We start from the raw sequence: 24,426 nt of genomic DNA, 5'->3' as shown, positions 1-24,426 counted from the left end.
TGCGATGAAAACAATAATAGGTATGGTAGCCCGAGTTACCCTGCTGTTTTGCGCCGGAGCATGGAGCCAGGCCTGGGCCGTGGCAACCCTGCAGGAGGTCAAGGTCAATCCGCTGATGGCCGATCAGCTGTTGCTGGAGTTGAGTTTCAGTGAACCGGTCAGTGGATTTACCGATCGTCTCTCCTATGAACCCAATCAGCTGCTGCTGCATGTGCCGGGGGCAGTGGGGGCGCTCAACGTGAACCCGTTGCCCATCAAGCAGCAAGGGGTGGACAACCTCAAAGTCGAGGGCAAGGGGGCAGGTCTCGATATCAAGATCGCTCTCGATCAACTGACCCCTTATCAGGTGCATCAGCAGGGCAACAAGCTGTTGGTGGCTCTGGGAGAAAAAGCAGCCATGCCGCTGCCAGCCACCACTGCATCTTCCGGGCTGGTGGCTCCCCAGCCGACCTCGTCTGCACTTATCAATACCCAGCCGGCAGCCTCGTCCGCTCTGATCAACAGTCAGCAGCTTGCTCGCCAAAGCGCTCCAGTGGCAGCGCCGGTGGCCAGCAAGCCGGTCTTGCCATCACCACAGACGGCGGCCAGTGGTGCCTACTTCAATTCCGTGAAGGGGGTCGACTTCCGGCGCGGCAAGGACGGGCAGGGGGAATTTCTGGTGACGCTGGACAACAGCTCTGCCGCCGTTGACGTCAGCAGCCGTGGTCAGACGGTGCTTGCCAAGTTTCACGGCACCCGGGTACCGGACGATTTGCTTAATCTGATCAACGTGCAGGATTTTGCTACCCCTGTCTCTCAGGTTGAGGTGTTCCGCCAGGGTAACGACACCCTGTTTGAACTCTCGGTCAACGGTCAGTTTGACTACCGTTACGATCAGGCGGACAAGATGTTCATCGTCGAGGTGAAAAAGCGCACCGCAGCGACTGCCGGCAAGCAGTATCAGGGCAAACCCATCTCTCTCAACTTCCAGGATATCCCGGTGAGAACCGTGCTGCAGCTCATCGCGGATTTCAACAACCTTAATCTGGTGACCACGGATTCGGTGTCGGGCAACATCACCCTGCGGCTGGACGGGGTACCCTGGGAGCAGGCACTCGACATCATTTTGAAGGTGCGGGGGCTCGACAAGCGGCTGGATAACAACATCCTGCTGGTCGCGCCGGCCGAAGAGATTGCTGCTCGCGAGAAACAGCAGCTGGAGAGCCGCAACCAGGTCGCCGATCTGGCCCCGCTTTATACCGAGTATCTGCAGATCAACTATGCCAAGGCATCCGAAGTGGCGGCGCTGCTCTCGTCCGAGAGCACCAAGCTGCTCTCTTCCAAGGGGGCGGTGAGCGTCGATGAGCGGACCAACGTGCTGGTGGTCAAGGACACGGCCGACGTCATCAGCAACATCAAGCGGATGCTGGATATCCTGGATATTCCGGTCAAGCAGGTGGTGATCGAGGCGCGCATGGTGACCATTGATGACGGCTTTGACGAGGCGCTCGGGGTGCGTTGGGGGGTAACCAAGAACGACGGTCACGGCAACAGTACCTCAGGCACCATCGAGGGCAATGACGGTTCCGGCAACAACAATGGCGGCTCGACCATCACCCGACCGGGGGTGGACGATCGGCTTAATGTCAATCTGCCGGTGACCAATGCGGCCGGTACTTTGGCCTTCCAGGTGGCGCGGCTGGCGGATGGTACCTTGCTGGATCTCGAGCTGTCGGCACTGGAGAAAGAGAGCAAGGCCGAGATCATTGCCAGTCCCCGGGTCACCACGGCCAACCAGAAACCGGCGCTGATCGAGCAGGGTACCGAGATCCCCTATGTGGAGTCCTCTTCCAGCGGGGCAACCTCGGTCACCTTCAAGAAGGCGGTGCTGAGCCTCAAGGTGACGCCGCAGATCACACCTGACAACAGGGTGATCCTGGACTTGACCGTGACCCAGGATACCAAGGGTGAAACCGTGCCGACCGGTACCGGTGATGCCGTCTCCATCAACGCCCAGTCCATCACCACCCAGGTGCTGGTCAACAATGGCGAGACCCTGGTACTTGGTGGCATCTATCAACAGACCATCAAGAGCGACGTCAGCAAGGTGCCCCTGCTGGGCGACATCCCGGGTCTGGGCGTGTTGTTTCGCAAGACAACCAGCGAGAACAAAAAGCGCGAGCTGCTGATTTTCGTGACGCCGAAGATAGTCACCGACGCCTTCTGAAGACTTTACATGTGAAGGTAAAACACATATAACCTTACGCCCCAATGAGGCTGGGGCGTAAGGGCTGCGGTTGCCAGTCCTGATTTCTATTGAGATAATCCCCCTCCTGATCCATCGCAAGATAAGGTTCATAGGTACCCCGATCGAGAGTTTGTCGGGGTCGTACAGTTTGTAATTACTAACGAAAAGACATGGCTGAGAAACGCAATATTTTCCTGATAGGTCCCATGGGTGCGGGCAAGAGCACCATAGGTAGACATCTGGCAGAACAACTGCATATGGAGTTTTTCGACTCAGATCATGAGATTGAGCGCCGCAGTGGTGCCGATATCGGCTGGGTGTTCGATGTTGAAGGCGAAGAGGGTTTCCGGATCCGCGAAGAGAAGGTCATCGGTGACCTTTCCGAACAGCAGGGTATCGTGCTGGCGACGGGTGGCGGTGCCATCAAGAGCCGTGAAACACGCAACAAGCTCTCTGCTCGCGGCATCGTGGTGTACCTCGAAACCACCATTGAGAAGCAACTGGCACGTACGCAAAGAGACAAGCGTCGCCCCTTGCTGCAAACCGAAGAGCCGCCGCGCGAAGTACTCGAGCGTCTGGCACAAGAACGCAACGCCCTGTATGAAGAAGTGGCTGACTTTGTCATCCAGACTGATGACCAGAGCGCTAAAGTTGTTGCCAATCAAATCGTTAAGTTGATCGGCATGTAATATAGAGGACGTCCATGGAAAGGTTGAAGGTCGAACTGGGTGAACGCAGCTATCCCATCGAGATAGCCGCAGGTCTGTTGCAGCATGCAGAGGTGCTGACGCAAACCATCAAGGGCAAGCGGGTCATGATTGTGACCAACACAGTGGTTGCGCCCTTGTATCTTGAGCGGATTGTCCAGTTGCTGTCGGGCTATCAGGTTGAACACCTGATCCTGCCGGATGGCGAGGCCTACAAGACCCTGGCTACCTTTGAGCGGATCATGTCTGCTCTGCTGGAAACCAACCATGGTCGTGATACCACTCTGATTGCCCTGGGTGGCGGTGTGATAGGGGACGTTGTCGGCTTCGCTGCTGCAAGCTATCAACGTGGCATTCCGTTCATTCAAGTGCCTACCACACTGCTCTCCCAGGTTGATTCCTCCGTTGGTGGCAAGACTGCCGTCAACCATCCCCTCGGCAAGAACATGATCGGGGCCTTCTATCAGCCCAGACACGTCGTGATCGATACCGAGTGCCTCCAGACCCTGCCTGCCCGCGAATTTGCCGCCGGCATGGCCGAGGTGATCAAATACGGCATCATCTGGGATGTCGAATTCTTCTGCTGGCTCGAAGCCAACATGTCCCGTCTGCAGGCGCAGGAGCCGGCCGTGCTGGCCTATGCCATCCGCCGCTGCTGCGAGATCAAGGCCGATGTAGTTGGCCAGGACGAGACCGAACATGGTGTGCGTGCCCTGCTTAACCTGGGCCACACCTTTGGCCATGCCATTGAAGCCGAGAAGGGCTATGGCAACTGGCTGCACGGCGAAGCCGTGGCGGCAGGCACCATGCTGGCTGCCAATACCGCCCTGGCCCGTGGTGACGTGACCGAGCAACAGGTAGACCGTATTCGGGCCTTGCTGCTGGCGGCCAATCTGCCGGTGCAGGCGCCGCCAGAGATGGATTTTGCGGCCTTCATGCGTCACATGCGCCGCGACAAGAAGGTGCTGGAAGGCAAACTGCGTCTGGTGCTGCCGGTCGGCATAGGTCATGCCCAGGTGGTGGCCGATGTCTCCGATGCTGAACTGCTGGCGGTGATCGAGTCTGGTCGTGACGAATAAACTGCTGAAATTTCCCTCCCAGCGGCAGCTGGTTGACCGGCTGCTGCATCTGATTGAATTCAATCATCCTTTTATCTTTCTTTCCGGCAAACCCGGCAGTGGTCGTGGCACTTTGTGCGAATCCCTGCTGGGAGCGTTGCCGGAAAAAGTGCGGGTGGTCAGCCTGATTGGCAGCCCCGCCATGAAGATGGTGGACGTGCGCCAGCTGTTGCTGCCCCAGGTGGTGGCCCGGCCGTTGTTCAACCCGCAGGATGCGCTGGCAGACAGCTTTTTCCGCATGCTGGAAGGCAAGCCGGCTACCCTGCTGCTGCTGATCGAGCGGGCTGACGAGCTGCCTGCCGAGCTGGTCGGCGAGCTGTGGAGCCTGTGTCGTCACAACGATACCCTGAAGATCCCCCATCAGTTGGCCATCGTGCTCTCCGGCAGTGACGTCTGGTGTCGCAATCAGAAGGCGCAGCTGAAAGGGCGGGCGATGCCCGCGCTGGAGCTGGAAGTCGCGCCGCTTGGCGCGCCCGAACAACGCATCTTCTTGTATGAGAAGGCCAAAGAGCTCAAGATCCCGACAGCCCTCTTGCCCAAGCCGAAAGTGGAAGAGATCCTGAAAGTGGCAAATGGACATCCGTCCACCATCATGCAGTTACTGGAGGATATCATGACCGACAGAAGGCCCAAGAAACGTCAGGCCGAGTTGCCCGTCAAGAAGATTGCGACCCTGCTGGCCCTGCTGGCCGGCGGTCTGCTGGCGCTGAGTTATCTGCTGCCGGCCCTGTTTGGCGGCGACAGCAAGAGTACTGCCCCCGAGCCCACCCAAACCACGGCGTTGCCCATCCCCGTCTCGGGTGGCGATCCACTGACCATCGGTGGCAGCAACACCAGCCAGAACGGCAGCCAGAGTGCGGCCAGTGATGGCGCCGCCAGCAATCCCGGCGGCGTGGTCCGCGACTGGCAGCCGGATGCCAAGGTATTACCCAAGGCGGTGGAGAGCGACACCGTGACCACCGAATCGACCAACTACGAAGGACGCCGGGTGGTGATCTCCGACGAGGTGGTTGAGAAGCTGATGAAGCAGCCCAACGTCAGCGGCGCCCTACCCACCGAGGTGGTGGATGAGCTGACCGGTACCGATTCGCAAGCGGTGGCCACTCAAGTTGCTCCTGCCGAGCAGGCTGTTACACCCAATGCCACTGCTCAGACTGCCCAGCCGGCAAACACCGCCAAGGCCCAACCCACGCCAGCAGCCAGCAAGCCGGTGGCCAAGCCAGTCGCGGTTGAACCGGTGGCGGCCCCTGCTCCCAAGGTGGCGCTGACCCCCGCTGCCACTCTGAACAAGAAGCCCAGAAACCACTACAGCATCCAGCTGATGGGGGCGAGCAACACCAAGGCGGTCGACAAGTTCGTGGCCGAAAATGGTCTGGCCGGCAAGATCTGGGTCTATCAGACCAAATTCCGCGGCAGCCCCTGGTACGTGGTGCTGCAGGGGGACTATGCCAGCAGTAACCAGGCCAAGGCCGCCATTCGCAAGCTGTCGCCCGTCTTGCTGAAGGGTCAACCCTGGCCCAAGTCGTTTGCGCAGGTACAAAAAGAGTTGAAGCAATAGCCATTTTGACCGGGAAGGGGGTAGAATCGTCCCCCTTTTTTGGTCGATGCCTTCTTAACACCGGATTTCCATGAAAAAAACACGCGCTTTTTTAAAATGGGCCGGGGGAAAATACTCCCTGGTTGAAGAGATTGCCGAGCGTTTGCCAGCCGGGCGTGTGTTGCTGGAGCCCTTCGTCGGGGCCGGGTCCGTGTTTCTCAACACCGACTACGACGCCTATGTGCTCAACGACATCAATCCGGATCTGATTGGTCTTTACAATCATCTCAAGTTGACGCCGGATCGGTTCATCGCTGAGTCACGCAAGCTGTTCGTGACCGAGCACAACCACAAAGCGGCCTACTACCGGCTGCGTACCCAGTTCAACCAGACCGACACCAGTTTCGAGCGCGCCCTGCTGTTCCTGTTTCTGAATCGACACGGTTTCAACGGCCTGTGCCGGTACAACAAGAAGGGGGGCTTCAACGTCCCGTTCGGTTCCTACAAGAAGCCCTATTTCCCGGAAAAAGAGCTGTGGGCCTTCGCCGAGAAGGCGCAGAAGGCGACCTTCATCTGTGAAAGCTATGCCGATGCCATCCAGCGCGCGGAAGAGGATTGGGTGATCTATTGCGATCCCCCCTATGCCCCGCTCTCCACTACCGCGAGCTTTACCACCTATTCGGCCGGCGGTTTCACCCTGGACGATCAGGCCGTGCTGGCCAGGCTGGCCCGCCACACCGCAGCGCGCAAAGGGGTGCCCGTGCTCATCAGCAACCATGACATCGAGCTGACCCGCGAGCTTTATCGTGGCGCTCGCCTCGATGAAATCCTGGTCAAGCGCACCATCAGCCGCAACGGCGGCACCCGCAACAAGGTGGCCGAGTTGCTGGCGCTCTATCCGCCCGGCATCGAGCCGGAGCAGGGCTACTACCCGAGCGACGCCGAACTGGCGCCACTCGGCTGACACAGACGGCACCTCGGGGTGCCGTTTTTAATGTCTGCCGTGGCCGATGATGGCGTTCGCTTTTTCCGTATCGTGTGCAGGGCGTTTTCAGTGCCTGTTTGCGGTGATGATGGTGTTCGCTTTTTCCGTACCCTGTGCGGGTCGTTTTCAGCGTCCGCATGCGGTGATGATGGCATTCGCTTTTTCCGTACCGCGTGCGGGGCGTTTTCAGTGCCTGTTTGCAGTGATGATGGCGTTCGCTTTTTCCGTACCGTGTGCGGGTCGTTTTCGGCGTCCATTTGCGGTAAAATTGCGCCGCTTTTTCTGCCACGCTGCCAATGGATGACGCTGATGAAAGACTTTCTGATTGCCCCCTCGATCCTCTCCGCCGACTTTGCCCGTCTGGGGGACGATGTCGCCAAGGTGCTGGCCGCCGGTGCCGACGTGGTCCATTTCGATGTGATGGACAACCATTATGTGCCCAACCTGACCATAGGCCCCATGGTCTGCCAGGCGTTGCGTGACTACGGTATCGAAGCCCCCATCGACGTGCACCTGATGGTCAAGCCGGTGGATCGCATCATTCCCGATTTTGCCAAGGCGGGTGCCTCCCTCATCACTTTCCACCCGGAGGCGTCCGACCACGTCGACCGCTCCCTGGGCCTCATCAAGGAGCAGGGCTGCCAGGCCGGCCTAGTGCTGAACCCGGCCACGCCGCTCACCTGTCTGGAGTACGTGATGGACAAGCTGGACGTGATCCTGCTGATGTCGGTCAACCCGGGCTTCGGTGGCCAGAGCTTTATCCCCGGCACCCTCGACAAGCTGCGTCAGGTGCGTCGCCTGATCGACGAGAGCGGCCGCGACATTCGCCTCGAGATCGATGGCGGGGTCAAGGTCGACAACATTCGTGAAATTGCCCAGGCTGGCGCCGACATGTTCGTGGCAGGCTCGGCCATCTTCAGTCGTCCGGACTACAAGGCGGTGATCGACGAGATGCGGGCGGAGCTCTCTCATGTCAAACGCTGAACGTGATTTTGACCTAGTGCTGTTCGATCTGGACGGCACCCTGATCGACAGCGCCCCGCAACTGGCGCTGGCGGTCAACCGTACGCTGACCGAACTCGGGCTGGCCGAGGCCGACGAAGCCGTGGTGCGGACCTGGGTCGGTAACGGTGCCGACAAGCTGATCCAGCGCGCGCTGGACTATCGCGCGGCGCCCGAGCTGTTTGCCAGCGCCCGTCCGCTGTTTGATCGCCACTATCAGGCCTGCCTGCTGGAAGGGCTGGCCATGTATGACGGGGTCGAACAGAGCCTGCGTCGCCTGCAGGCGCTGGGTTACCAGCAGGGGATCGTGACCAACAAGCCGAGCCACTTCGTGCAGCCGATCCTCGATGCCCTCGGCATCGGCGACTGTTTCGCACTCTGGCTGGGGGGCAACTGCGTGCCCGTCAAAAAACCGAGCCCGGAGCCGCTGCTGCTGGCCTGCCACGAGCTGGGCGTCAGCCCGTCGCGCACCCTGATGGTGGGCGACTCCGAAAATGACGTGCTGGCCGCCCAGGCTGCCGGCATGAAGGTGGTGGGACTGACCTATGGCTACAACTACGGCCGTCCCATCGCAGATTCCCGCCCGGACTGGGTATGCGAACAGTTTGCCCAGCTCGACGCGCTGCTGGCCGAATAAGCTGGCCAGGCAGGCCGAATAACAAGGATCAACACTCTGATGACTAAACCTATCGTATTGAGCGGGGCCCAACCGTCGGGCCAGCTGACCATCGGCAACTACATGGGGGCCCTGCGTCAGTGGGTCAACATGCAGGATGACTTCGACTGCCTTTACTGCATCGTCGATCTGCACGCCATCACCACCCGCCAGGATCCGGCTGCCCTGCGCAAGGCCTGCCTGGACGCCGCCGCCCTCTATCTGGCGGTCGGCATCGATCCGGCCAAGAGCACCGTGTTCATCCAGTCCCACGTGCCGCAGCATGCCGAGCTTGGCTGGATCCTGAACTGCTACACCCAGATGGGCGAGCTGTCGCGCATGACCCAGTTCAAGGACAAGTCCGCCCGTTTCGAGAACAACGTCAACGTCGGCCTGTTCGGTTATCCGGTGCTGATGGCGGCCGACATCCTGCTCTATCAGGCCAATCAGGTGCCGGTGGGCAACGACCAGAAGCAGCATCTGGAGCTGACCCGCGACATCTGCACCCGCTTCAACAACCTCTACGGTGAGGTGTTCACCCTGCCGGAGCCCTTCATTCCGACCGAAGGCGCCCGGGTGATGAGCCTGCAGGATCCGACCAAGAAGATGTCCAAGTCGGATGACAACGAGGCCAATTTCATCGGCCTGCTGGAAGATCCCAAGCAGATCGTCAAGAAGATCAAGCGCGCGGTGACCGACTCCGACGAGCCGGCGGTGGTGCGTTTCGATCCGGAAAACAAGCCGGGGGTCTCCAACCTGCTGACCCTGATGTCCGGGGTGACCGGCCGTTCCATCCCCGAGCTGGAGCAGCATTTCGAAGGCAAGATGTACGGTCACCTCAAGACCGAAACCGCCGAGGCCGTGGTCGCCCTGCTGGAGCCGATTCAGGCCCGCTTCCACGAGCTGCGTCAGGATGAGGCTCATCTGCAGGCCATTTTGGCGGCCGGTGCACAAAAGGCGCGGGAAAGGGCTGAAAAAACCCTGGCCAGCGTATATGATGTAGTCGGCTTCGTTCCTCGAGCCTGACATACTGGGAAGGTGTAGTAGAAGAGAGCTGGGTATTTGCCTGGCTTTCTTTGTTTTACCCGACCTGCTATTCGTTATTTCATCTTCCAATTTCAAACGCGGGCGTCTGCCCCAAGAGTTAGCATGTCTGTCGAATCAAATACCACGATTGAAGAGTTGGGTGACAAGGGTCACTGGCTGCGCAAGTTTCGCAAGGCCAAAAACCTCAATACCCTGCAACTGATGGTCTCCAATGCCATCGACAAGCACCACAAAACCCCTGCCATCGCCGCCGCCATCTACCTGGCCGAGTGCCAGCGCGAGCGTGAAATGGAACAGGGTCGCTATCTGGATCGTTAATTCTCTGCCCTGGTTGACCCATGCTGTTGTTGATCGATAACTACGACTCCTTTACCTGGAATCTGGTGCAATATTTTGGCGCCCTGGGACAGGAGGTAGTGGTGAAGCGCAATGACGAGCTGACGCTGGACGCCATTGCCCGGCTCTCTCCCCGTTATCTGGTGATCTCTCCCGGTCCCTGCACCCCCAATGAGGCGGGTATTTCGCTGGCGGCCATCTCCCGTTTTGCCGGCCAGCTCCCCATTCTCGGCGTCTGCCTCGGTCACCAGTCGCTGGCGCAGGCCTTCGGTGCTCAGGTTGTACGTGCGCGCCAGATGATGCACGGCAAGACTTCGCTCATTCGTCATCGCGGCGAGGGGGTATTCAAGGGGCTCAACGATCCGCTGCGGGTCACTCGCTACCATTCGCTCATCGTGGAGCGCGACACCTTGCCTGATTGTCTCGAGATCACCGCCTGGAGCGAACATGCCGATGGCAGCCCGGATGAGATCATGGGCCTGCGCCATAAGCAGTTGAATATAGAGGGTGTTCAGTTCCATCCGGAGAGCATTCTGAGCGAGCAGGGTCATCAGTTGCTGGCCAATTTTTTGGCTAATCCCTGAATAGTTGTGACCGGCCTCCCAGAATTGAAAGGAGGCCAAAAATATTTTCCCTGACACTTTATTCACCTCCCTCCCTGTCCAAATTATCTCTTGCCAACACCCCCTGAGCCGTTATGCAATGCGGTTGCCTAAAATCTCACGGGCAGTCGAACATTGTTCCCTGTAACGCGCTTTGTTGCAGACTTTTAGCTTTTTTTCTGTGACAATGCCGATGTGTTTACATGGATTTAACTTTTGGGCGGTGGATTATTCTGTCGCCAGATCGAAGGAGAGCAATATGTCAGAGTTGTTGGCAGTGACACGTGAAGTGTTTGATGAAGTGATGGTTCCCAACTATGCGCCCGCCAAGATCATCCCGGTGCGTGGTGAAGGGTCACGTGTCTGGGATCAGGAAGGCCGTGAGTATGTGGATTTCGCCGGCGGGATCGCCGTCAATGGCCTGGGCCATTGCCATCCCAAGCTGGTCGAGGCCCTGAAAACCCAGGGCGAGAAGCTGTGGCACCTCTCCAACGTGATGACCAACGAGCCGGCCCTGCGCCTGGCCAAGAAGCTGGTCGCCGCCACCTTCGCCGACAAGGTCTATTTCTGCAACTCCGGTGCCGAAGCCAACGAAGCCGCCCTCAAGCTGGCCCGTCGCTACGCCATCGAGAAATTCGGTGCCCACAAGACCCAGATCATCGCCTTCCACCAGGGCTTCCACGGTCGTACCTTCTTTACCGTCAGCGTCGGCGGCCAGGCTGCCTACTCCGATGGTTTCGGTCCCAAGCCCGCGGACATCACCCACGTGGCCTACAACGATCTGGCGGAGCTGGCTGCCGTCATCTCCGACAATACCTGCGCCGTGGTGATGGAGCCGCTGCAGGGCGAGGGCGGCATCATTCGTCCCACCGACGAGTTTGCCAAAGGGGTGCGCGAGCTGTGCGACAAGCACAACGCCCTGCTGATCTATGACGAAGTGCAATCCGGCGTCGGTCGTACCGGCGATCTGTTTGCCTACATGGGTCTGGGCGTCACGCCGGACATCCTCACCAGCGCCAAGGCACTGGGCGGCGGTTTCCCCATCGGCGCCATGCTGACCACCACCGACATCGCCTCCCACCTGAAAGTGGGCACTCACGGCTCCACCTACGGCGGCAACCCGCTGGCCTGCGCGGTGGCCGAGGCGGTGATCGACGTGGTCAACACCCCGGAAGTGCTCAATGGCATCAAGCAGCGCGAACAGCTGTTCCGCGAAGGGATCGAGGCCATCAATGCCAAGTACCACTGCTTCAGCGAAGTGCGCGGCAAGGGTCTGCTGCTGGGCGCCGTGCTGAACGACGACTACAAGGGCCGCTCCCGCGACTTCCTGCTGGCCTCCATCGACCAGGGGCTGATGGCGCTGGTAGCCGGCACCAACGTGGTGCGTTTCGCGCCGTCCCTGGTTATTCCGGAAGCGGACATCAAGGAAGGGCTGGTACGGTTCGAGAAAGCGGTTGCCCAGGTGGTTAACGCCTGATCAAAATTGAGGTGGGGAGCCCTCCCGGCAGGAGCCGGGACCCCACCTGTCGTCAATGAAAGGGAGTTGTCATTTATGTTGGTTATCCGTCCCATCGAGCAAAAAGATTTTGCCGGTCTCAAGACCTGTGCCATCGAATCCGGCACCGGCATGACCTCGTTGCCCGTCAACGATGAACTGCTGCAGCGCAAGATAGATGCTTCCACCCAGACCTTTTCGGACAAGCCTGCGGGCAAGGGTGACTGCCTCTATTTCTTCGTCGCCGAGGATCTGGAGACCGGCGAAATGGTCGGTACCTGCGCCATCGATGCGGCCGTGGGCCTGTCCCAGCCGTTCTACAACTATCACATCGGCAAGGTGGTGCACTCTTCCCCCAAGCTCGGCATCTACAACGTCGTGGAAACCCTCACCCTCTCCAACGACTACACCGGCAATTCCGAGCTCTGCACCCTGTTTCTGCGCGAATGCGCCCGCGAGGGGCTCAATGGCCGTCTGCTCTCCAAGCACCGCTTTCTGTTCATGGCCGAACACCCCGAGCTGTTTGACGAGACCGTCTTCGCCGAGATGCGTGGCGTCTCCGATACCGATGGTCACAGCCCCTTCTACGAGTGGCTGCAAAAGCATTTCTTCTCGATGGATTTTCCCACCGTCGACTATCTCACCGGCATCGGCAAGAAGCGCTTCATCGCCGAACTGATGCCCAAGTACCCCATCTACGTCAATCTGCTGAGCAACGAGGCGCGTGCCGTCATCGGTCAGACCCACGAGAAGACCCGTCCGGCCATCAAGATGCTGCAGGACGAAGGATTTGTGAATCGCGGCTATGTCGACATCTTCGATGCCGGCCCCACCGTCGAGTGTGACGTGAAGAACATTCGCAGCGTGCGCCGCAGTCAGAAGCTGCGGGTGCTGGTGGGTGAGCCCATCGGCGGCAAGACCCATCTGGTCTGCAATACCCGCTACGAGCACTACCGCGCCTGCTACGGCAACATCCGGGTCGATCTGGACAAGCACGAAGCCATCATCCCGCCCAAGATGGCGGCCGCACTCAAGGTGCAGGATGGCGACATGGTGCGCGCCGTCGATCTCGATTGAGCCATATCAGCAGTAAAACCGCATATGAAACAGGCAGCCAAGGCTGCCTGCGAACCACAGGGAGTGAAGGATGAGCCAGTTAGTTCAGTTTATTGATGGTCAGTGGCTGGCCGGTGCAGGCAAGCCGTTCGAGTCAAAGGACCCGGCCAAGAATCAGGTGATCTGGCAAGGGGAGGCCGCCAGCGCCGCCCAGGTAGAGGCCGCCGTCAAGGCCGCCCGCCATGCCTTCTATCATTGGTCCGATCTGGCCCTCGAGGATCGTCTGGCCATCGTGCGCCGCTATGCCGACCTGCTCGGCGAGCACAAGGAGGCGTTGGCGCTGACCATCGCCCGCGAAACCGGCAAACCGCTGTGGGAGACCCGCACCGAAGTGGCCGCCATGCAGGGCAAGATCGCCATCTCCATCCGCGCCCATGACGAGCGCACCGGCACGGTGGAGAACCCCATGCCGGGCGCCAAGGCGTTCGTGCGCCACAAGCCCCACGGCGTGGTCGCCGTGTTCGGCCCCTACAACTTCCCGGGCCACCTGCCCAACGGCCATATCGTACCGGCGCTGATCGCCGGCAATACCGTGGTGTTCAAGCCCTCCGAGCTGACTCCCATGGTGGCTGAGGCCATGTTGAAGATCTGGCAGGAGGCGGGACTGCCCAAGGGCGTGCTCAACCTGGTACAGGGCGAGGTCGACACCGGCAAGGCGCTGGCCGGCAATCCGGACATCGACGGCCTCTTCTTCACCGGCTCGTCCCGTACCGGTCACTTCCTGCACCAGCAGTTTGCCGGCCAGCCGGGCAAGATCCTGGCCCTCGAGATGGGTGGCAACAACCCGCTGATCGTGAAAGACGTGAGCGACATCGATGGCGCCGTCCATGCCATCGTGCAGTCCGCCTTCATTACCTCTGGCCAGCGCTGCACCTGCTCGCGCCGCCTGTTTGTCGAGCGCGGCGCGCGGGGCGATGCCCTGGTCAAGCGCCTGGTAGAGGTGGTCAGCCAGATCAAGGTCGGCCTCTATGACGCCGCCGAGCAGCCGTTCATGGGCGCCATGATAAGCGAGCGAGCAGCGCTTGGCATGGTCGAGGCGCAAGCCAACCTGCAGCGCCTCGGTGGCGAGAGTCTGCTCACCCTCACGCACCTGGAAGCGGGCACCGGCTTCGTCTCCCCAGGCATCATAGACGTGACCGCAGTCAGCGCGCTGCCGGACGAAGAGTACTTCGGCCCGCTGCTGCAGCTCATTCGTTACGACGACTTCGATTCCGCCATCGAGAAGGCGAATGCCACCAGCTTCGGCCTCTCGGCCGGCTTGCTCGGTGACAACGAGGCGGACTGGCAGCACTTCTTCAAACGCATTCGCGCCGGCATCGTCAACTGGAACAAGCCCATCACCGGTGCCTCCAGTGCCGCGCCGTTCGGTGGCATCGGCGCCTCCGGCAACCACAGGGCGAGCGCCTACTACGCCGCCGACTACTGTGCGTACCCGGTGGCTTCCGTCGAAGACAGCAAGGCCGCCATGCCGGATCAGCTGTCCCCCGGCCTGACGTTCTAAACAAGGCAAAGGCGTGCGCTCTCTGCGTTGGAGCCAGCGTCTGACCACGACAATAAAAGGGGCACTGAACTGGTGCCCTTGTCTGTACCCGCAATCAAAGGAAAGAGAGATGCAAAAGGATATCGACACCCTGTTCGGTCATTTGTGGGATAACTACATTCAAGTCACCCCGAGTGCCCACAAGGTTCATCAACTGCTGGGTGGTGGCGAGCCCATCGTCAACGATCACGTGGCGTTTCGCACCTACAACCTGCCCAAGCTGGGGCTGGAGAAGCTGGCCGCCCATTTCCTGGCGCTCGGCTACGAGCAGAAGGGCGAGTACGTGTTCAAGGCCAAGAAGCTCTACGCCAAGCACTTCGAGCATAAAGACCCGGACGCGCCCAAGGTGTTCATCAGCGAGCTGAAGGTGGAAGAGCTCTCTGACGCGGCCCAGGCCATCATCCACAAGCTGGCGGATCAGGTGCCTGATCATCTGACCGACACCCAGGCCTTCCTCTATGCCGGCGCCCCCTGGCAGGTATCCTGGGCCGATTACCAGACCCTGCTGGCGGAGAGCGAGTATGCGGCCTGGATGGCGGCCTGGGGCTATCGCGCCAACCACTTCACCGTCAACATCAACCGCCTGAAAGACTTCGACACCATCCAGCAGGTCAATGCCGCCCTCAAGGCCGCAGGCTTCGTGCTCAATGGCGTGGGTGGCGAGGTGAAAGGGGAGCCGCAGGTGATGCTGGAGCAATCGTCCACCATGGCCGACAAGGCGGACGTGGCCTTCACCGACGGCGTGCGCACCATCCCGAGTTGTTTCTACGAATTCGCCCTGCGTTACCCGCAGGCCGACGGTGTGCTCTACCCGGGCTTCGTCGAAGCCTCGGCCGACAAGATCTTCGAATCCACCAACGCCATGTAAAGCGGGGCCGGGTCATCCCGGCACTGCTACTAATGAAAACGCCTCCCTTGCGGAGGCGTTGTTTTGATATGTGGGTTATCCAATTTAGCCTGATTTAGCGATATAAAAGGCTTCTAAATCTTCCTTATATGAGTGGTATAGCGCCAGTCTATTTATTAGGAAGTATTGATGATATCAGCGAGAAAAATACTAGAAATCCACCAGTGTATTGTGTACTCGGTGGAGCAAGAGCTTCCAGCTAGATTTCGCATTCGAAGAATGATGCAAATCCTGGATTGGATAATCCTATTGGTTACACAAGATCAAACCAGAGAGGGTTATGAACCCTGTATTTTTTCCAGAGCAGCTGAACTATTTTATCTCATTACCTCGGAGCGGCCATTTCAACACTATAACCTATTAACCGCTTTGTGTGCGGTAGAGTGGTGGCTCAGACACCAAGGGGTTAGCCTTCAAGATATATCACAAGAAGATCTACAGGTGCTCTTGGATAAAGTAAATAGTGATTGTCGGGGTTCGTTATTATCGGCCTGCAATGACTTTGCACAGGATTACCGTTTTTGGTTTTTTATGCATAGTAAACCTACTTTCGAGCATAATTCTGGGGTAGATGAGACTATACTTTCTATAAGTCACGCATTTGTTAATATACGTTATTAACTCATGCCAGCCTTTAATTTGGTGTCGCTAAATATTGTTGTGTAAAACATATTTTACCCAAGGAGTCGCAATGAAGATTATCTCTTCTCGTGCGCTAAGACATCAACGTCGCCATCGAAAAAATCGTATGCAACTCGACAATCGAAATGAAATTGGTCGACTAAACATGGTCTTTTTTACCGGTGCGGGTCTGTCTGCCGAGAGTGGAGTTCCCACGTTTAGAGGGAAAAGTGGACTCTGGTATCAAAGCGATAATATTCGCTACTCTCAAGTTAGTAGCTTGGAGAAAAACCTAACTGAATTCTTGATCTTTCACAACCGACGCCGAAGGAGTATGTTGAAAGCATGCCCTTCGCAGGCTCATTACTTAATGGCTGAGCTACAGCAGAAGTACCATGTCAGGATCATCACTCAGAATATCGATGATCTACATGAAAGGGCTGGAAGTCATAGTGTTACCCATTTGCATGGCTCTATCCAGTTTCTGGTACCCAAAGGATTTCGCCACCCAAAATATCGCCGACCATGGTGTGATGATATTTATGTGGGTGACTGTTGCCCACACACTGGCTCGCAATTGCGTCCCGACGTTGTTCTGTTTGGCGAAAAAATTTATGGCTATCGGCAGGCTCGCCGCTGGCTCTGTGAGGCGGATATCGTGGTGATTATTGGTACCAGCCTACTGGTTGAACCAGCTCACTCTCTATTGGGTAACACCAATCCTATGGCCAAGGTCTATTACATCAATCCAGAGTCGCATCTGTCATCTGATTTGCCATTTCCAGGTGAGCAGATCATCGATGGTGCTAATAGTGGGATGTCTCGTCTGTTGGGTGAAATAAGTAGTTGCTGGCAATGAGATTGATGCAGGCTAATTATTTTGGCTAGTCAGGCCGGATGAAGTAGAGATAGTTGATATGTATCTAGTTTCTGGGGCTTATTTAAACGCACACATTGTTTGTCTAATTAATTAGGCTGGATAATATGAAACTGTATCTAGATGACGAAAGAGAAACACCGGAAGGCTGGGTTAGTATATTCTGTCCTGATGAGGCGATAAAATGGTTAAAAACAGGTAAAGTTTCTGAAATTAGCCTCGATCATGATCTAGGGAATGATAAGAGAGGAACAGGTTATGATGTTATCCTGTGGATAGAGGAAGAGGTAATCATTCATGGTTTCATACCACCAAGCATTAAAGTTCACTCAGCCAATTCATCGGCCCGCCACAAAATGGAGTTAGGGATAGCGATAATAAATTGCTTTGTAAAAAATAATGATGATGGATATAAAAAATGAGAGTTCATATATAACATTAATGCGTAGGTGATTTTATAAATTCACTTCGTTACATTTTTCCAACTAGAGTTTTTAGAGCGATTGCCACATCGGTACGTCGAGTTTTTTGTGCGCATATGCATATAAAAGGATTCTAAAATGCTTGAGATGGAATGAGTGGTTGGGTTTGTTTTTTTAAACCCACTTGAATTGTATTTTTATATTGACTTTCTTTGGGGTGAATATCAGTATTGTTTTCATTGTCGGTCAGATAGGAGAGAAGGAATAAATGATTGTATTAGATGATAAAAAAGCCATGACTGCTTATATCGAGAATCAGTATGTGCTGAGTAGTAATGAACTGGGTTGGAATCTTCTTTTTTGCTCATATAAAAACATGTTGAATTCACGTTATCCAATAGCTTTTTTTGGGTTAAATCCTGGTGGTAGTGGTTGGACACAAGGAGCTATATCTTGTGAGGGAAAATGTGCTTATTATGATGAGGAGTGGTATGGGGCTCCTGCAGGGGAAGCCCCTTTCCAGCAACAGATGCGAGCATTGTTCTCCTTACTCGGTAATATGGTTGGAGCCACTTATCAGGAATTGATGGATGGGTGTCTGATGACAAACTATATTCCACCACGTTCTCCAAATTGGCATGCATTGAACAATAAGCAGATGCTGATTGAAAAAATGAGGCCTATCTGGGCAGATAGGATTAACAAAGTATATAATCGCCTATATATATCAATTTCACAGCTGGTGTTTGATGAGTTACACCAGCTGCTATTAGCTCAGGGATATCAGCAGATTGGTAAAGAGCACCGCACGCATATCGGATGGGGACGTGTGACGTATCAGATGCGGTGGTATGAACGGGAAGGGAAAAAATCATTACTAATCAGGTTGCCGCACCTATCGACCTATAAAATTTTCAGTAGAAAAAATTGTGAAGAGCAGATTGCCTATATCATGAGCGAAGCTGAATCAATTCTTTCCAATTAAGATTGTAGAGACCTTGGCGGACAAGATTTTCGAATCCACCAACGCTATGTAATAGACCATCGACCAAGGCTGTTGTGCCGCTCTGACCCGCCAAAAAGCGCCTCCCCAGCGGAGGCGTTTTGTTTGCCAAAGGGGCTTGCCGGGTCAGGTGATACAGGCCTTCGTAAGGGGAAGGATGGGGGCTGCGGTCTTGCCCAACGCCGCCCGGTTTTCCCCTGCTACCTCTGGTATAGCTCCCCCTCCAGTGCCAGCACCGTCTCCATCCCGGCGGCGCGGCCGGCCTGCAGGCCAATCTGGGTATCTTCGAACACCAGGCAGTTGGCGGGGTTGGCGCCGAGCAGCTCGGCCACTTTCAGAAAGGTGTCGGGGTGGGGCTTGTGGTTGTCGATGTCATCGGCACTGACCAGCACGGGAATATAGGCATCCAGACCGGTGTTTTTCAGGATGTGCAGGGCGTGCTCGCGCGATGAACCCGTGCCTATGCCCATCGGGACCTTGCCGTGGCAGCGCTTGACCAGCTCCCACATGGTGGGAAACACGCTGACCTTGTCGATATGCTCAAGATAGAGCGCCACCTTGCGCCGGGTGAAGGCGTCCACATCGATATCCAGCCCATGCTGCTCGGCCAGGATGGCGACTATCTTGCGGGTGGGAATGCCGCCGAATTCATTGAGCTGGGCACGATCGAAGGGCAGGCCGAACTCGGCGCTGGTCTCCTCCCAGGCATCCAGATGCAGGGGCATGGAGTCGACCAGGGTGCCGTCCATATCGAAAATCAGGGCATCGTATTGCTCAAACCGGAACTGCTCGGACATGGGGCTGCTTCCTCTTGGGGTGTGAACAGCCAGCCTATCAGAATGCAGGAGGCAATGCCGCGACCGGGGTCATGGTTGCGGGTCGGCGGCGCCATGGCAGTGGTTTTGGCCATCGACTGGTGATTTATGAGACAATAATAAGTTCTGCGCCGCAGATCCTGGCATTTCAAATTAGCGAGCCCCTATATGTCCCCAAAAACCATCTTCTCGAGCGTGGCCCTGGTGATCGCCCTGGGTTCACTGGAAAAGAGCATAGTCACCACCCCCTTGCCCATCATCGGGGCCGAGCTGAACGCCGGCGCCGCCCTCACCTGGGTGGTCACCGCCTACCTGCTGGCGGCCACCGCCGCCCTGCCCATTTATGGCAAGCTGAGTGACATGTTTGGCCGGGTGCGCATGCTCAACATCGGCATCGGCCTGTTTCTGGCCGGATCCGTGGCCTGCGGCCTGGCTCAGGATCTGCCGACCCTGCTGGCGGCCCGCGTGCTGCAAGGATTGGGGGGCGGCGGCCTGATCGCGCTCGCCTTCACCGTCATCGCCGACAGCATACCGCCGCGGGAGGTGGGCAAGTATCAGGGCTACATCTCGGCGGTCTATGCGGTCTCCAGCATCGCCGGGCCCCTGCTCGGCGGCTACTTCACCGAGCAGCTCAGCTGGCGCTGGATCTTCTGGATCAACCTGCCGCTCGGGGCGCTCGCGCTCTGGCTGGTGAACCGCAACCTGGGTCACCTCAATGTGCGCCGCCACAGTCGCTTCGACTGGAAGGGGGCGGCGCTGCTGATCACCGTCACCACCCTGAGCCTGCTGCTGCTCTCGCCGGAGACGGCCCTGCCCGCCATCTGGCTGGCGGCGGGACTGGCGCTGGCCCTGCTGCTGCTCATTCTGGTGGAGCGGCGCGCCCATGATCCTATTCTGCCGGCCCATCTGGCCCGGCTGCCCGGTTATCTGGTGAGCGTGCTGCTGGCACTGGCCTCGCAGTTGCTGATGTTCGCGGTGCTGGTCTACCTACCGCTGCAGATGCAGTGGCAGAAGGGGATGGGGGCCAGCGAGAGCGGGCTCTACATGGTGATCTTCATGATCTGCATCACGGCAGGGGCCTTCGTCGGCGGCAAGCTGATCGGCCGCACCGGCTACTACCGGCGTTTCGTGGTGGTGGGGTTCGCCCTGTCGGCGCTGGCGCTGTGGCAAATCCACTTCGACGTCTGGGCCAGACTGGGGCTGGGGTTTGCCGGGTTGGGGTTGGGCCTGGTGTTGCCGGCGCTGTCGGTGGTGGTGCAAAACGCCCTGCCACGGGAAGATCGCGGCATCGGCATGTCGCTGTTCAACTTCGGCCGTGAGCTGGGGGGCGCTGTGGGGGTGGCCATCTGCTCCGTGCTGTTTCACTCCGCCCTGCCGGCGGGCAGCAGCCACAACCTGGCCAGTCTGAGCCCGGCCGAGCTGGCACCCGGTTTCAGCGCCACCTATATCGGCATGGCACTGATCGCCACCGCCGCGCTGCTCATCACTCTGCTGGCGTTGAAACGCCACGAGCTGGCCAGTATCCACGCCTGATGGCGTGACGGCGACATAGCAACAGGGCTCCCCATGGGGAGCCCTGTTTGTTGGTGGGATTGCGTTGCTACTCCTGGGCTGGCGCCTCCTTGCCGGCCAGCTGGCTCAGCCAGGCGAAGCGGCGGTTGGCGTCCAGCTCCGCCTCCCGATAGAGCTGGCTGGCAATCTCCGGCAACTGGCGTTCCAGCCGCTTGAAGCGGGGCTCCTGCTGCAGGGTCTCGGCCAGCGATGCGCTGGGGGCCCGAGAGTCCAGTGCCAGCGGCGCCTTGCCCTCCTCGCTGCGGCGCGGGTCGTAGCGGTAGAGCGGCCAGAAGCCGGTGGCGGTCAGCTGCTTCATCTGCTCGTGGCTCTGGGCCAGATCGTAGCCGTGCTCCTCGCAGGGGCTGTAGGCGATGATGAGCGACGGACCCGGGTAGGCTTCGGCCTCCTGAATCGCCTTCACTGTCTGGTTCATCTGGGCGCCGAGGGAGATCTGCGCCACGTAGACGTGACCGTACATCATCACGTTGGCGCCAAGATCCTTGCGCCCCTTGCGCTTGCCCTGCTCGCCAAACTTGGTGATGGCGCCGAGCGGGGTGGCCTTGGACTGCTGGCCGCCGGTGTTGGAGTAGCACTGGGTGTCGAGCACCAGCACGTTGATGTTCTCCCCCAGGCTCAGCACGTGATCCAGCCCGCCGTAGCCGATGTCGTAGGCCCAGCCGTCGCCGCCGATGAGCCAGACCGATTTCTCCACCAGGTAGTCTGCATCACGGGCCAGCTCCCGGGCCGCGGCGTCGGTGCGCCCCTGCAGCAGTGCGCGCAGCTGCTCGATATGGGCGCGCTGCTCGGAGACCGGCAGGCTGGCGTCTTGCAGCCCCTGTTGCAGTTCGGCCGGGACGGCGTCCCCCAGACTCGCCAGTAGGCGGCGTACCCGCTCGCGATGCTGATCCACGGTGAGCCTGAAGCCCAAGCCAAACTCGGCGTTGTCCTCGAACAAGGAGTTGGCCCAGGCCGGCCCGCGCCCGTCGGCGTTGGTGGTGTAGGGGGTGCTGGGCAGGTTGCCGCCATAGATGGAGGAGCAACCGGTGGCGTTGGCGATGAGCAGTCTGTCCCCGTAGAGCTGGGTCAGCAGCTTGATGTAGGGGGTCTCGCCGCAGCCGGAGCAGGCGCCCGAGTATTCAAACAGCGGCGAGATGAGCTGGGAGGTGCGGATGTCGATGCGCTCCAGCTGCTCGGCGCTGCGCTCGGGCAAGTCCAGGAAGAAGTCGTAGTTGGCCTTCTGGGCCTCGAGGTGATCCAGCCTGGACTCCATGTTGATCGCCTTGCGGCTCGGTTCGGTGCGATCCTTGGCCGGGCACACCTCGACGCAGAGGTTGCAGCCGGTGCAATCCTCAGGCGCTACCTGCAGTACGTATTGCTGGCCGCGCATGTCGCGGGCCTTCACATCCAGTGCATCCAGGGTGGCGGGGGCCCCTTCCAGCGACGCTTTGTCCACTACCTTGGCACGGATGGCGGAGTGGGGGCAGGCCGCCACGCAGTAGTTGCACTGGGTGCAGAGGTCTGCCTGCCAGATGGGCACCTCCTTGGCGATGTTGCGTTTCTCCCAGCGGGTAGTGCCCACCGGCCAGGTGCCGTCCGGCGGGAAGGCGGAGACCGGCAGGCTGTCACCCAGCCCCGCCAGCATGGTGGCGGTGACGGTCTGTACGAAGTCGGGGGCCTTGGTCGATACCACGGGCGGGCGCTGGTGGCTGGCGGGGTCAAGCGCCTGCAGCGGCACCTGAGTCAACGCCTCACAGGTGGCGGCCAGGGCCTGCCAGTTGCGCTCCACCAGTGTCTGCCCCTTGCTGCCATAGCTTGATGCGATGGTCTGGCGCAGCAGCTCGGTCGCCTCTGCCGGCGGTATGATGGCGGTGAGCTGGAAGAAGGCCATCTGCATCACGGTATTGATGCGGTTGCCGAGCTGGCACTCGCGGGCAATCTTGGCGGCGTTGATGGTGTAGAGGCGCGCACGCTTCTGGAGCAGGGCCTGTTGCACCTCCTGGGGCAGCCGCTGCCAGATTTGCTCGGCGTCGTAGGGACTGTTGAGCAGGAAGATGCCGTCGGGCCTCAGCCGCTCCGCCATCTGGTACATGTCGATGAACTGCCACTGGTGGCAGCCGATGAAGTCCGCCTCGTCCACCAGGTAGGCCGACTGCAGCGGCCGCTCGCCGACCCGCAGGTGGGAGACGGTGAGGCCGCCCGCCTTCTTGGAGTCGTAGACGAAGTAGCCCTGAGGGTAGAGGTCGGTGTGGTTGCCGAGGATCTTGATGCTGTTCTTGGCCGCCGACACGGTACCGTCGCTGCCAAGGCCGTAGAACAGCGCCTCCAGCTTGTGCTGGTTGCCAAGGTCGGAACTCGAATAATCGAGGGCCGGCAGCGGCAGGGAGAGGCCGGTGACGTCGTCGAAGATGCCGACGGTGAAGCGCGGCCTTGGGTTGTCCAGGGCCAGCTCATCGAAGATGGCCTGCACGCAGGCCGGGTTGAACTCCTTGGAGGAGAGGCCGTAGCGCCCGCCGATGACCCGTGGCAGGCTGGCACGATCCCCTCGGCTGACCGCCTCGGCCAGGGCGCTCATCACGTCCAGATAGAGCGGCTCGGCCAGGGCGCCCGGCTCCTTGGTGCGATCCAGCACCGCAATCTTGCGGGCGCTCTGCGGAATGACCGCCAGCAGGTGTGCGGCCGAGAAGGGGCGGTAGAGCCGTACCTTCACCAGCCCCACCTTCTCACCCTGTGCAATCAGCCGCGCGATCACCTCCTCGCAGGTGCCGATGGCGGAACCCATCAGCACCAGCACCCGCTCGGCCTGTGGGTGACCCAGGTATTCGAACGGCCGGTAGTGGCGGCCGGTGCGCTCACCGAAGGCGTCCATCGCCTCGCTCACATGGCGATACCCATCGTCATACCAGGGGTTGGTGGCCTCCCGGCACTGGAAATAGGTGTCCGGGTTGGCGGCGGTACCGCGAATGACCGGCTTGTCGGGGGTCAGCGCCCGCTCCCGATGGGCACGGATCGCCTCGGCCGGCAGCAGGGCGCGCAGGGTGTCGTCATCGAGCGGCACTATCTTGGCGATCTCGTGGGAGGTACGAAAGCCGTCGAAGAAGTGGATGAAGGGCAGTCGGCTGTTGAGGCTGGCCACCTGAGCGATCAGGGCAAAGTCCTGGGCTTCTTGCACATTGCTGGCGCAGAGCAGGGCACAGCCGGTCTGGCGCACCGCCATCACGTCCGAGTGATCGCCGAAAATCGACAGGGCATGGGTCGCCACGGTGCGCGCCGCCACGTGCAGCACGAAGGGGATGAGCTGGCCCGCCAACTTGTAGAGGTTGGGGATCATCAGCAGCAGGCCCTGGGACGAGGTAAACGAGGTCGCCAGCGCGCCGGTCTGCAGCGCGCCGTGGACGGCGGCGATGGCGCCTCCTTCCGACTGCATCTCGACCACGCGAGGCACGTCGCCCCACAGGTTCAGGCCCCGCTCGCTCGACCAGGCCGACGCCTGCTCCGCCATGCTGGAGCTGGGGGTGATGGGATAGATGGCGATGACTTCGCTGGTGCGGTAGGCCACCGAGGCGACCGCGTTGTTTCCGTCTGTGGTGATCATGAATTGCCCACTTGCTATGCCAGTGTGAATGACCGCTGCGATCAGCCGGCCATGGATAGGTCGTCGTCATAGTAAGAGTGGAAATTAACGCGGAACAAACGGGATAAATAATCAGGCCGAAGGCAGCAGCGGCGCGGGATGGCGGCTCACGGCCGGTGACGGTGACAAGCCGGCAGAGGGGCGGGCGGGATGGTTGTTGAGGGTAATTCGATTAACTGGATCGGCCGCAAAACGGGTCGATCCGGGCTCGTCAATAAATAATCAAGAG

General features: G+C 59.0%; 20 protein-coding genes. 18 read left to right on the top strand and 2 right to left on the bottom strand.

Annotated elements, in window-relative coordinates; translation table 11 throughout:
* Positions 1–4: 4 nt before the first annotated feature.
* From R2E40_RS16825 to R2E40_RS16745, 17 genes are all read left to right on the top strand, one after another.
* On the top strand, positions 5–2,206 hold the full coding sequence (locus R2E40_RS16825; protein WP_318163951.1) for a type IV pilus secretin PilQ: 2,202 nt from the start codon (positions 5–7) through the stop codon (positions 2,204–2,206).
* A 191-nt stretch (positions 2,207–2,397) separates the two neighbouring features.
* Entirely contained in the window at positions 2,398–2,916 is a 519-nt protein-coding gene (gene aroK, locus R2E40_RS16820) for a shikimate kinase AroK (RefSeq protein ID WP_005298388.1), read from the top strand.
* Between the two features lie 14 nt (positions 2,917–2,930).
* Positions 2,931–4,013 (top strand): 3-dehydroquinate synthase, encoded by a 1,083-nt coding sequence (gene aroB, locus R2E40_RS16815; RefSeq protein ID WP_318163950.1) that lies wholly within the window; start codon positions 2,931–2,933, stop codon positions 4,011–4,013.
* Entirely contained in the window at positions 4,003–5,610 is a 1,608-nt protein-coding gene (locus tag R2E40_RS16810) for an SPOR domain-containing protein (protein WP_318163949.1), read from the top strand. Before aroB ends, R2E40_RS16810 begins: the two co-directional genes overlap by 11 nt.
* Before the next feature lie 70 nt (positions 5,611–5,680).
* Positions 5,681–6,553, top strand: a complete 873-nt coding sequence (locus R2E40_RS16805) for a Dam family site-specific DNA-(adenine-N6)-methyltransferase (protein WP_011706963.1) — start codon at positions 5,681–5,683, stop codon at positions 6,551–6,553.
* A gap of 330 nt (positions 6,554–6,883) precedes the next feature.
* Positions 6,884–7,558, top strand: a complete 675-nt coding sequence (rpe, locus tag R2E40_RS16800) for a ribulose-phosphate 3-epimerase (protein WP_016351625.1) — start codon at positions 6,884–6,886, stop codon at positions 7,556–7,558.
* Complete coding sequence (locus R2E40_RS16795; RefSeq protein WP_017409198.1) at positions 7,545–8,213, top strand: phosphoglycolate phosphatase; 669 nt, start codon at positions 7,545–7,547, stop codon at positions 8,211–8,213. Before rpe ends, R2E40_RS16795 begins: the two co-directional genes overlap by 14 nt.
* Before the next feature lie 39 nt (positions 8,214–8,252).
* Positions 8,253–9,257: a tryptophan--tRNA ligase gene (gene trpS / locus R2E40_RS16790; RefSeq protein ID WP_005298400.1), complete on the top strand. Its 1,005-nt coding sequence runs from the start codon at positions 8,253–8,255 to the stop codon at positions 9,255–9,257.
* Positions 9,258–9,380: 123 nt separating this feature from the next.
* Positions 9,381–9,596, top strand: a complete 216-nt coding sequence (locus R2E40_RS16785) for a hypothetical protein (RefSeq protein WP_011706959.1) — start codon at positions 9,381–9,383, stop codon at positions 9,594–9,596.
* 20 nt (positions 9,597–9,616) lie between these two features.
* The gene (locus R2E40_RS16780) at positions 9,617–10,198 is read left to right on the top strand and encodes an aminodeoxychorismate synthase component II (protein ID WP_016351623.1); all 582 of its coding nucleotides are present in this window, start codon (positions 9,617–9,619) and stop codon (positions 10,196–10,198) included.
* A 277-nt stretch (positions 10,199–10,475) separates the two neighbouring features.
* Entirely contained in the window at positions 10,476–11,693 is a 1,218-nt protein-coding gene (locus tag R2E40_RS16775; RefSeq protein WP_011706957.1) for an aspartate aminotransferase family protein, read from the top strand.
* A gap of 75 nt (positions 11,694–11,768) precedes the next feature.
* Complete coding sequence (gene astA, locus R2E40_RS16770; protein ID WP_042064928.1) at positions 11,769–12,788, top strand: arginine N-succinyltransferase; 1,020 nt, start codon at positions 11,769–11,771, stop codon at positions 12,786–12,788.
* 70 nt (positions 12,789–12,858) lie between these two features.
* A complete protein-coding gene (gene astD / locus R2E40_RS16765; RefSeq protein ID WP_318163948.1) occupies positions 12,859–14,328 on the top strand; it encodes a succinylglutamate-semialdehyde dehydrogenase in 1,470 nt (489 codons plus the stop codon).
* 109 nt (positions 14,329–14,437) lie between these two features.
* Complete coding sequence (locus R2E40_RS16760; RefSeq protein ID WP_318163947.1) at positions 14,438–15,235, top strand: DUF1338 domain-containing protein; 798 nt, start codon at positions 14,438–14,440, stop codon at positions 15,233–15,235.
* 730 nt (positions 15,236–15,965) lie between these two features.
* Positions 15,966–16,754, top strand: a complete 789-nt coding sequence (locus tag R2E40_RS16755; RefSeq protein WP_318163946.1) for an SIR2 family NAD-dependent protein deacylase — start codon at positions 15,966–15,968, stop codon at positions 16,752–16,754.
* A 125-nt stretch (positions 16,755–16,879) separates the two neighbouring features.
* Positions 16,880–17,194 carry a cyclic-phosphate processing receiver domain-containing protein gene (locus tag R2E40_RS16750; protein WP_318163945.1) on the top strand — a complete coding sequence of 105 codons (315 nt, stop codon included), beginning with the start codon at positions 16,880–16,882 and terminating at the stop codon, positions 17,192–17,194.
* A gap of 268 nt (positions 17,195–17,462) precedes the next feature.
* Entirely contained in the window at positions 17,463–18,179 is a 717-nt protein-coding gene (locus tag R2E40_RS16745) for a hypothetical protein (RefSeq protein WP_318163944.1), read from the top strand.
* Between the two features lie 218 nt (positions 18,180–18,397).
* On the opposite strand, the gene R2E40_RS16740 is transcribed toward R2E40_RS16745, so the two are convergent.
* Positions 18,398–18,994: an HAD family hydrolase gene (locus tag R2E40_RS16740; RefSeq protein WP_201885569.1), complete on the bottom strand. Its 597-nt coding sequence runs from the start codon at positions 18,992–18,994 to the stop codon at positions 18,398–18,400.
* A 186-nt stretch (positions 18,995–19,180) separates the two neighbouring features.
* Here R2E40_RS16740 and R2E40_RS16735 point away from each other — a divergent pair, with 186 nt between their 5' ends.
* A complete protein-coding gene (locus R2E40_RS16735) occupies positions 19,181–20,545 on the top strand; it encodes an MDR family MFS transporter (RefSeq protein WP_318163943.1) in 1,365 nt (454 codons plus the stop codon).
* A 67-nt stretch (positions 20,546–20,612) separates the two neighbouring features.
* Here the strand turns inward: R2E40_RS16735 and nifJ are convergent, their stop codons facing one another.
* Positions 20,613–24,158 (bottom strand): pyruvate:ferredoxin (flavodoxin) oxidoreductase, encoded by a 3,546-nt coding sequence (gene nifJ, locus R2E40_RS16730; RefSeq protein WP_318163942.1) that lies wholly within the window; start codon positions 24,156–24,158, stop codon positions 20,613–20,615.
* Positions 24,159–24,426 lie beyond the last annotated feature (268 nt).

It is taken from the genome of Aeromonas sp. CD (assembly GCF_033349375.1).
GTDB classification, from domain to species: domain Bacteria; phylum Pseudomonadota; class Gammaproteobacteria; order Enterobacterales; family Aeromonadaceae; genus Aeromonas; species Aeromonas hydrophila.
Note: the sequence above shows the minus strand (reverse complement) of the source record. Positions and strands in the feature narration are given on the sequence as shown.

What these genes read in the sequence shown, in the direction of transcription:
- R2E40_RS16825 (WP_318163951.1), top strand. Translation starts at nt 5, where the DNA reads ATGAAAACAATAATAGGTATGGTAGCCCGAGTTACCCTGCTGTTTTGC.
- aroK (WP_005298388.1), top strand. Translation starts at nt 2,398, where the DNA reads ATGGCTGAGAAACGCAATATTTTCCTGATAGGTCCCATGGGTGCGGGC.
- aroB (WP_318163950.1), top strand. Translation starts at nt 2,931, where the DNA reads ATGGAAAGGTTGAAGGTCGAACTGGGTGAACGCAGCTATCCCATCGAG.
- R2E40_RS16805 (WP_011706963.1), top strand. Translation starts at nt 5,681, where the DNA reads ATGAAAAAAACACGCGCTTTTTTAAAATGGGCCGGGGGAAAATACTCC.
- rpe (WP_016351625.1), top strand. Translation starts at nt 6,884, where the DNA reads ATGAAAGACTTTCTGATTGCCCCCTCGATCCTCTCCGCCGACTTTGCC.
- R2E40_RS16795 (WP_017409198.1), top strand. Translation starts at nt 7,545, where the DNA reads ATGTCAAACGCTGAACGTGATTTTGACCTAGTGCTGTTCGATCTGGAC.
- trpS (WP_005298400.1), top strand. Translation starts at nt 8,253, where the DNA reads ATGACTAAACCTATCGTATTGAGCGGGGCCCAACCGTCGGGCCAGCTG.
- R2E40_RS16785 (WP_011706959.1), top strand. Translation starts at nt 9,381, where the DNA reads ATGTCTGTCGAATCAAATACCACGATTGAAGAGTTGGGTGACAAGGGT.
- R2E40_RS16780 (WP_016351623.1), top strand. Translation starts at nt 9,617, where the DNA reads ATGCTGTTGTTGATCGATAACTACGACTCCTTTACCTGGAATCTGGTG.
- R2E40_RS16775 (WP_011706957.1), top strand. Translation starts at nt 10,476, where the DNA reads ATGTCAGAGTTGTTGGCAGTGACACGTGAAGTGTTTGATGAAGTGATG.
- astA (WP_042064928.1), top strand. Translation starts at nt 11,769, where the DNA reads ATGTTGGTTATCCGTCCCATCGAGCAAAAAGATTTTGCCGGTCTCAAG.
- astD (WP_318163948.1), top strand. Translation starts at nt 12,859, where the DNA reads ATGAGCCAGTTAGTTCAGTTTATTGATGGTCAGTGGCTGGCCGGTGCA.
- R2E40_RS16760 (WP_318163947.1), top strand. Translation starts at nt 14,438, where the DNA reads ATGCAAAAGGATATCGACACCCTGTTCGGTCATTTGTGGGATAACTAC.
- R2E40_RS16755 (WP_318163946.1), top strand. Translation starts at nt 15,966, where the DNA reads ATGAAGATTATCTCTTCTCGTGCGCTAAGACATCAACGTCGCCATCGA.
- R2E40_RS16750 (WP_318163945.1), top strand. Translation starts at nt 16,880, where the DNA reads ATGAAACTGTATCTAGATGACGAAAGAGAAACACCGGAAGGCTGGGTT.
- R2E40_RS16745 (WP_318163944.1), top strand. Translation starts at nt 17,463, where the DNA reads ATGATTGTATTAGATGATAAAAAAGCCATGACTGCTTATATCGAGAAT.
- R2E40_RS16740 (WP_201885569.1), bottom strand. Translation starts at nt 18,994, where the DNA reads ATGTCCGAGCAGTTCCGGTTTGAGCAATACGATGCCCTGATTTTCGAT.
- R2E40_RS16735 (WP_318163943.1), top strand. Translation starts at nt 19,181, where the DNA reads ATGTCCCCAAAAACCATCTTCTCGAGCGTGGCCCTGGTGATCGCCCTG.
- nifJ (WP_318163942.1), bottom strand. Translation starts at nt 24,158, where the DNA reads ATGATCACCACAGACGGAAACAACGCGGTCGCCTCGGTGGCCTACCGC.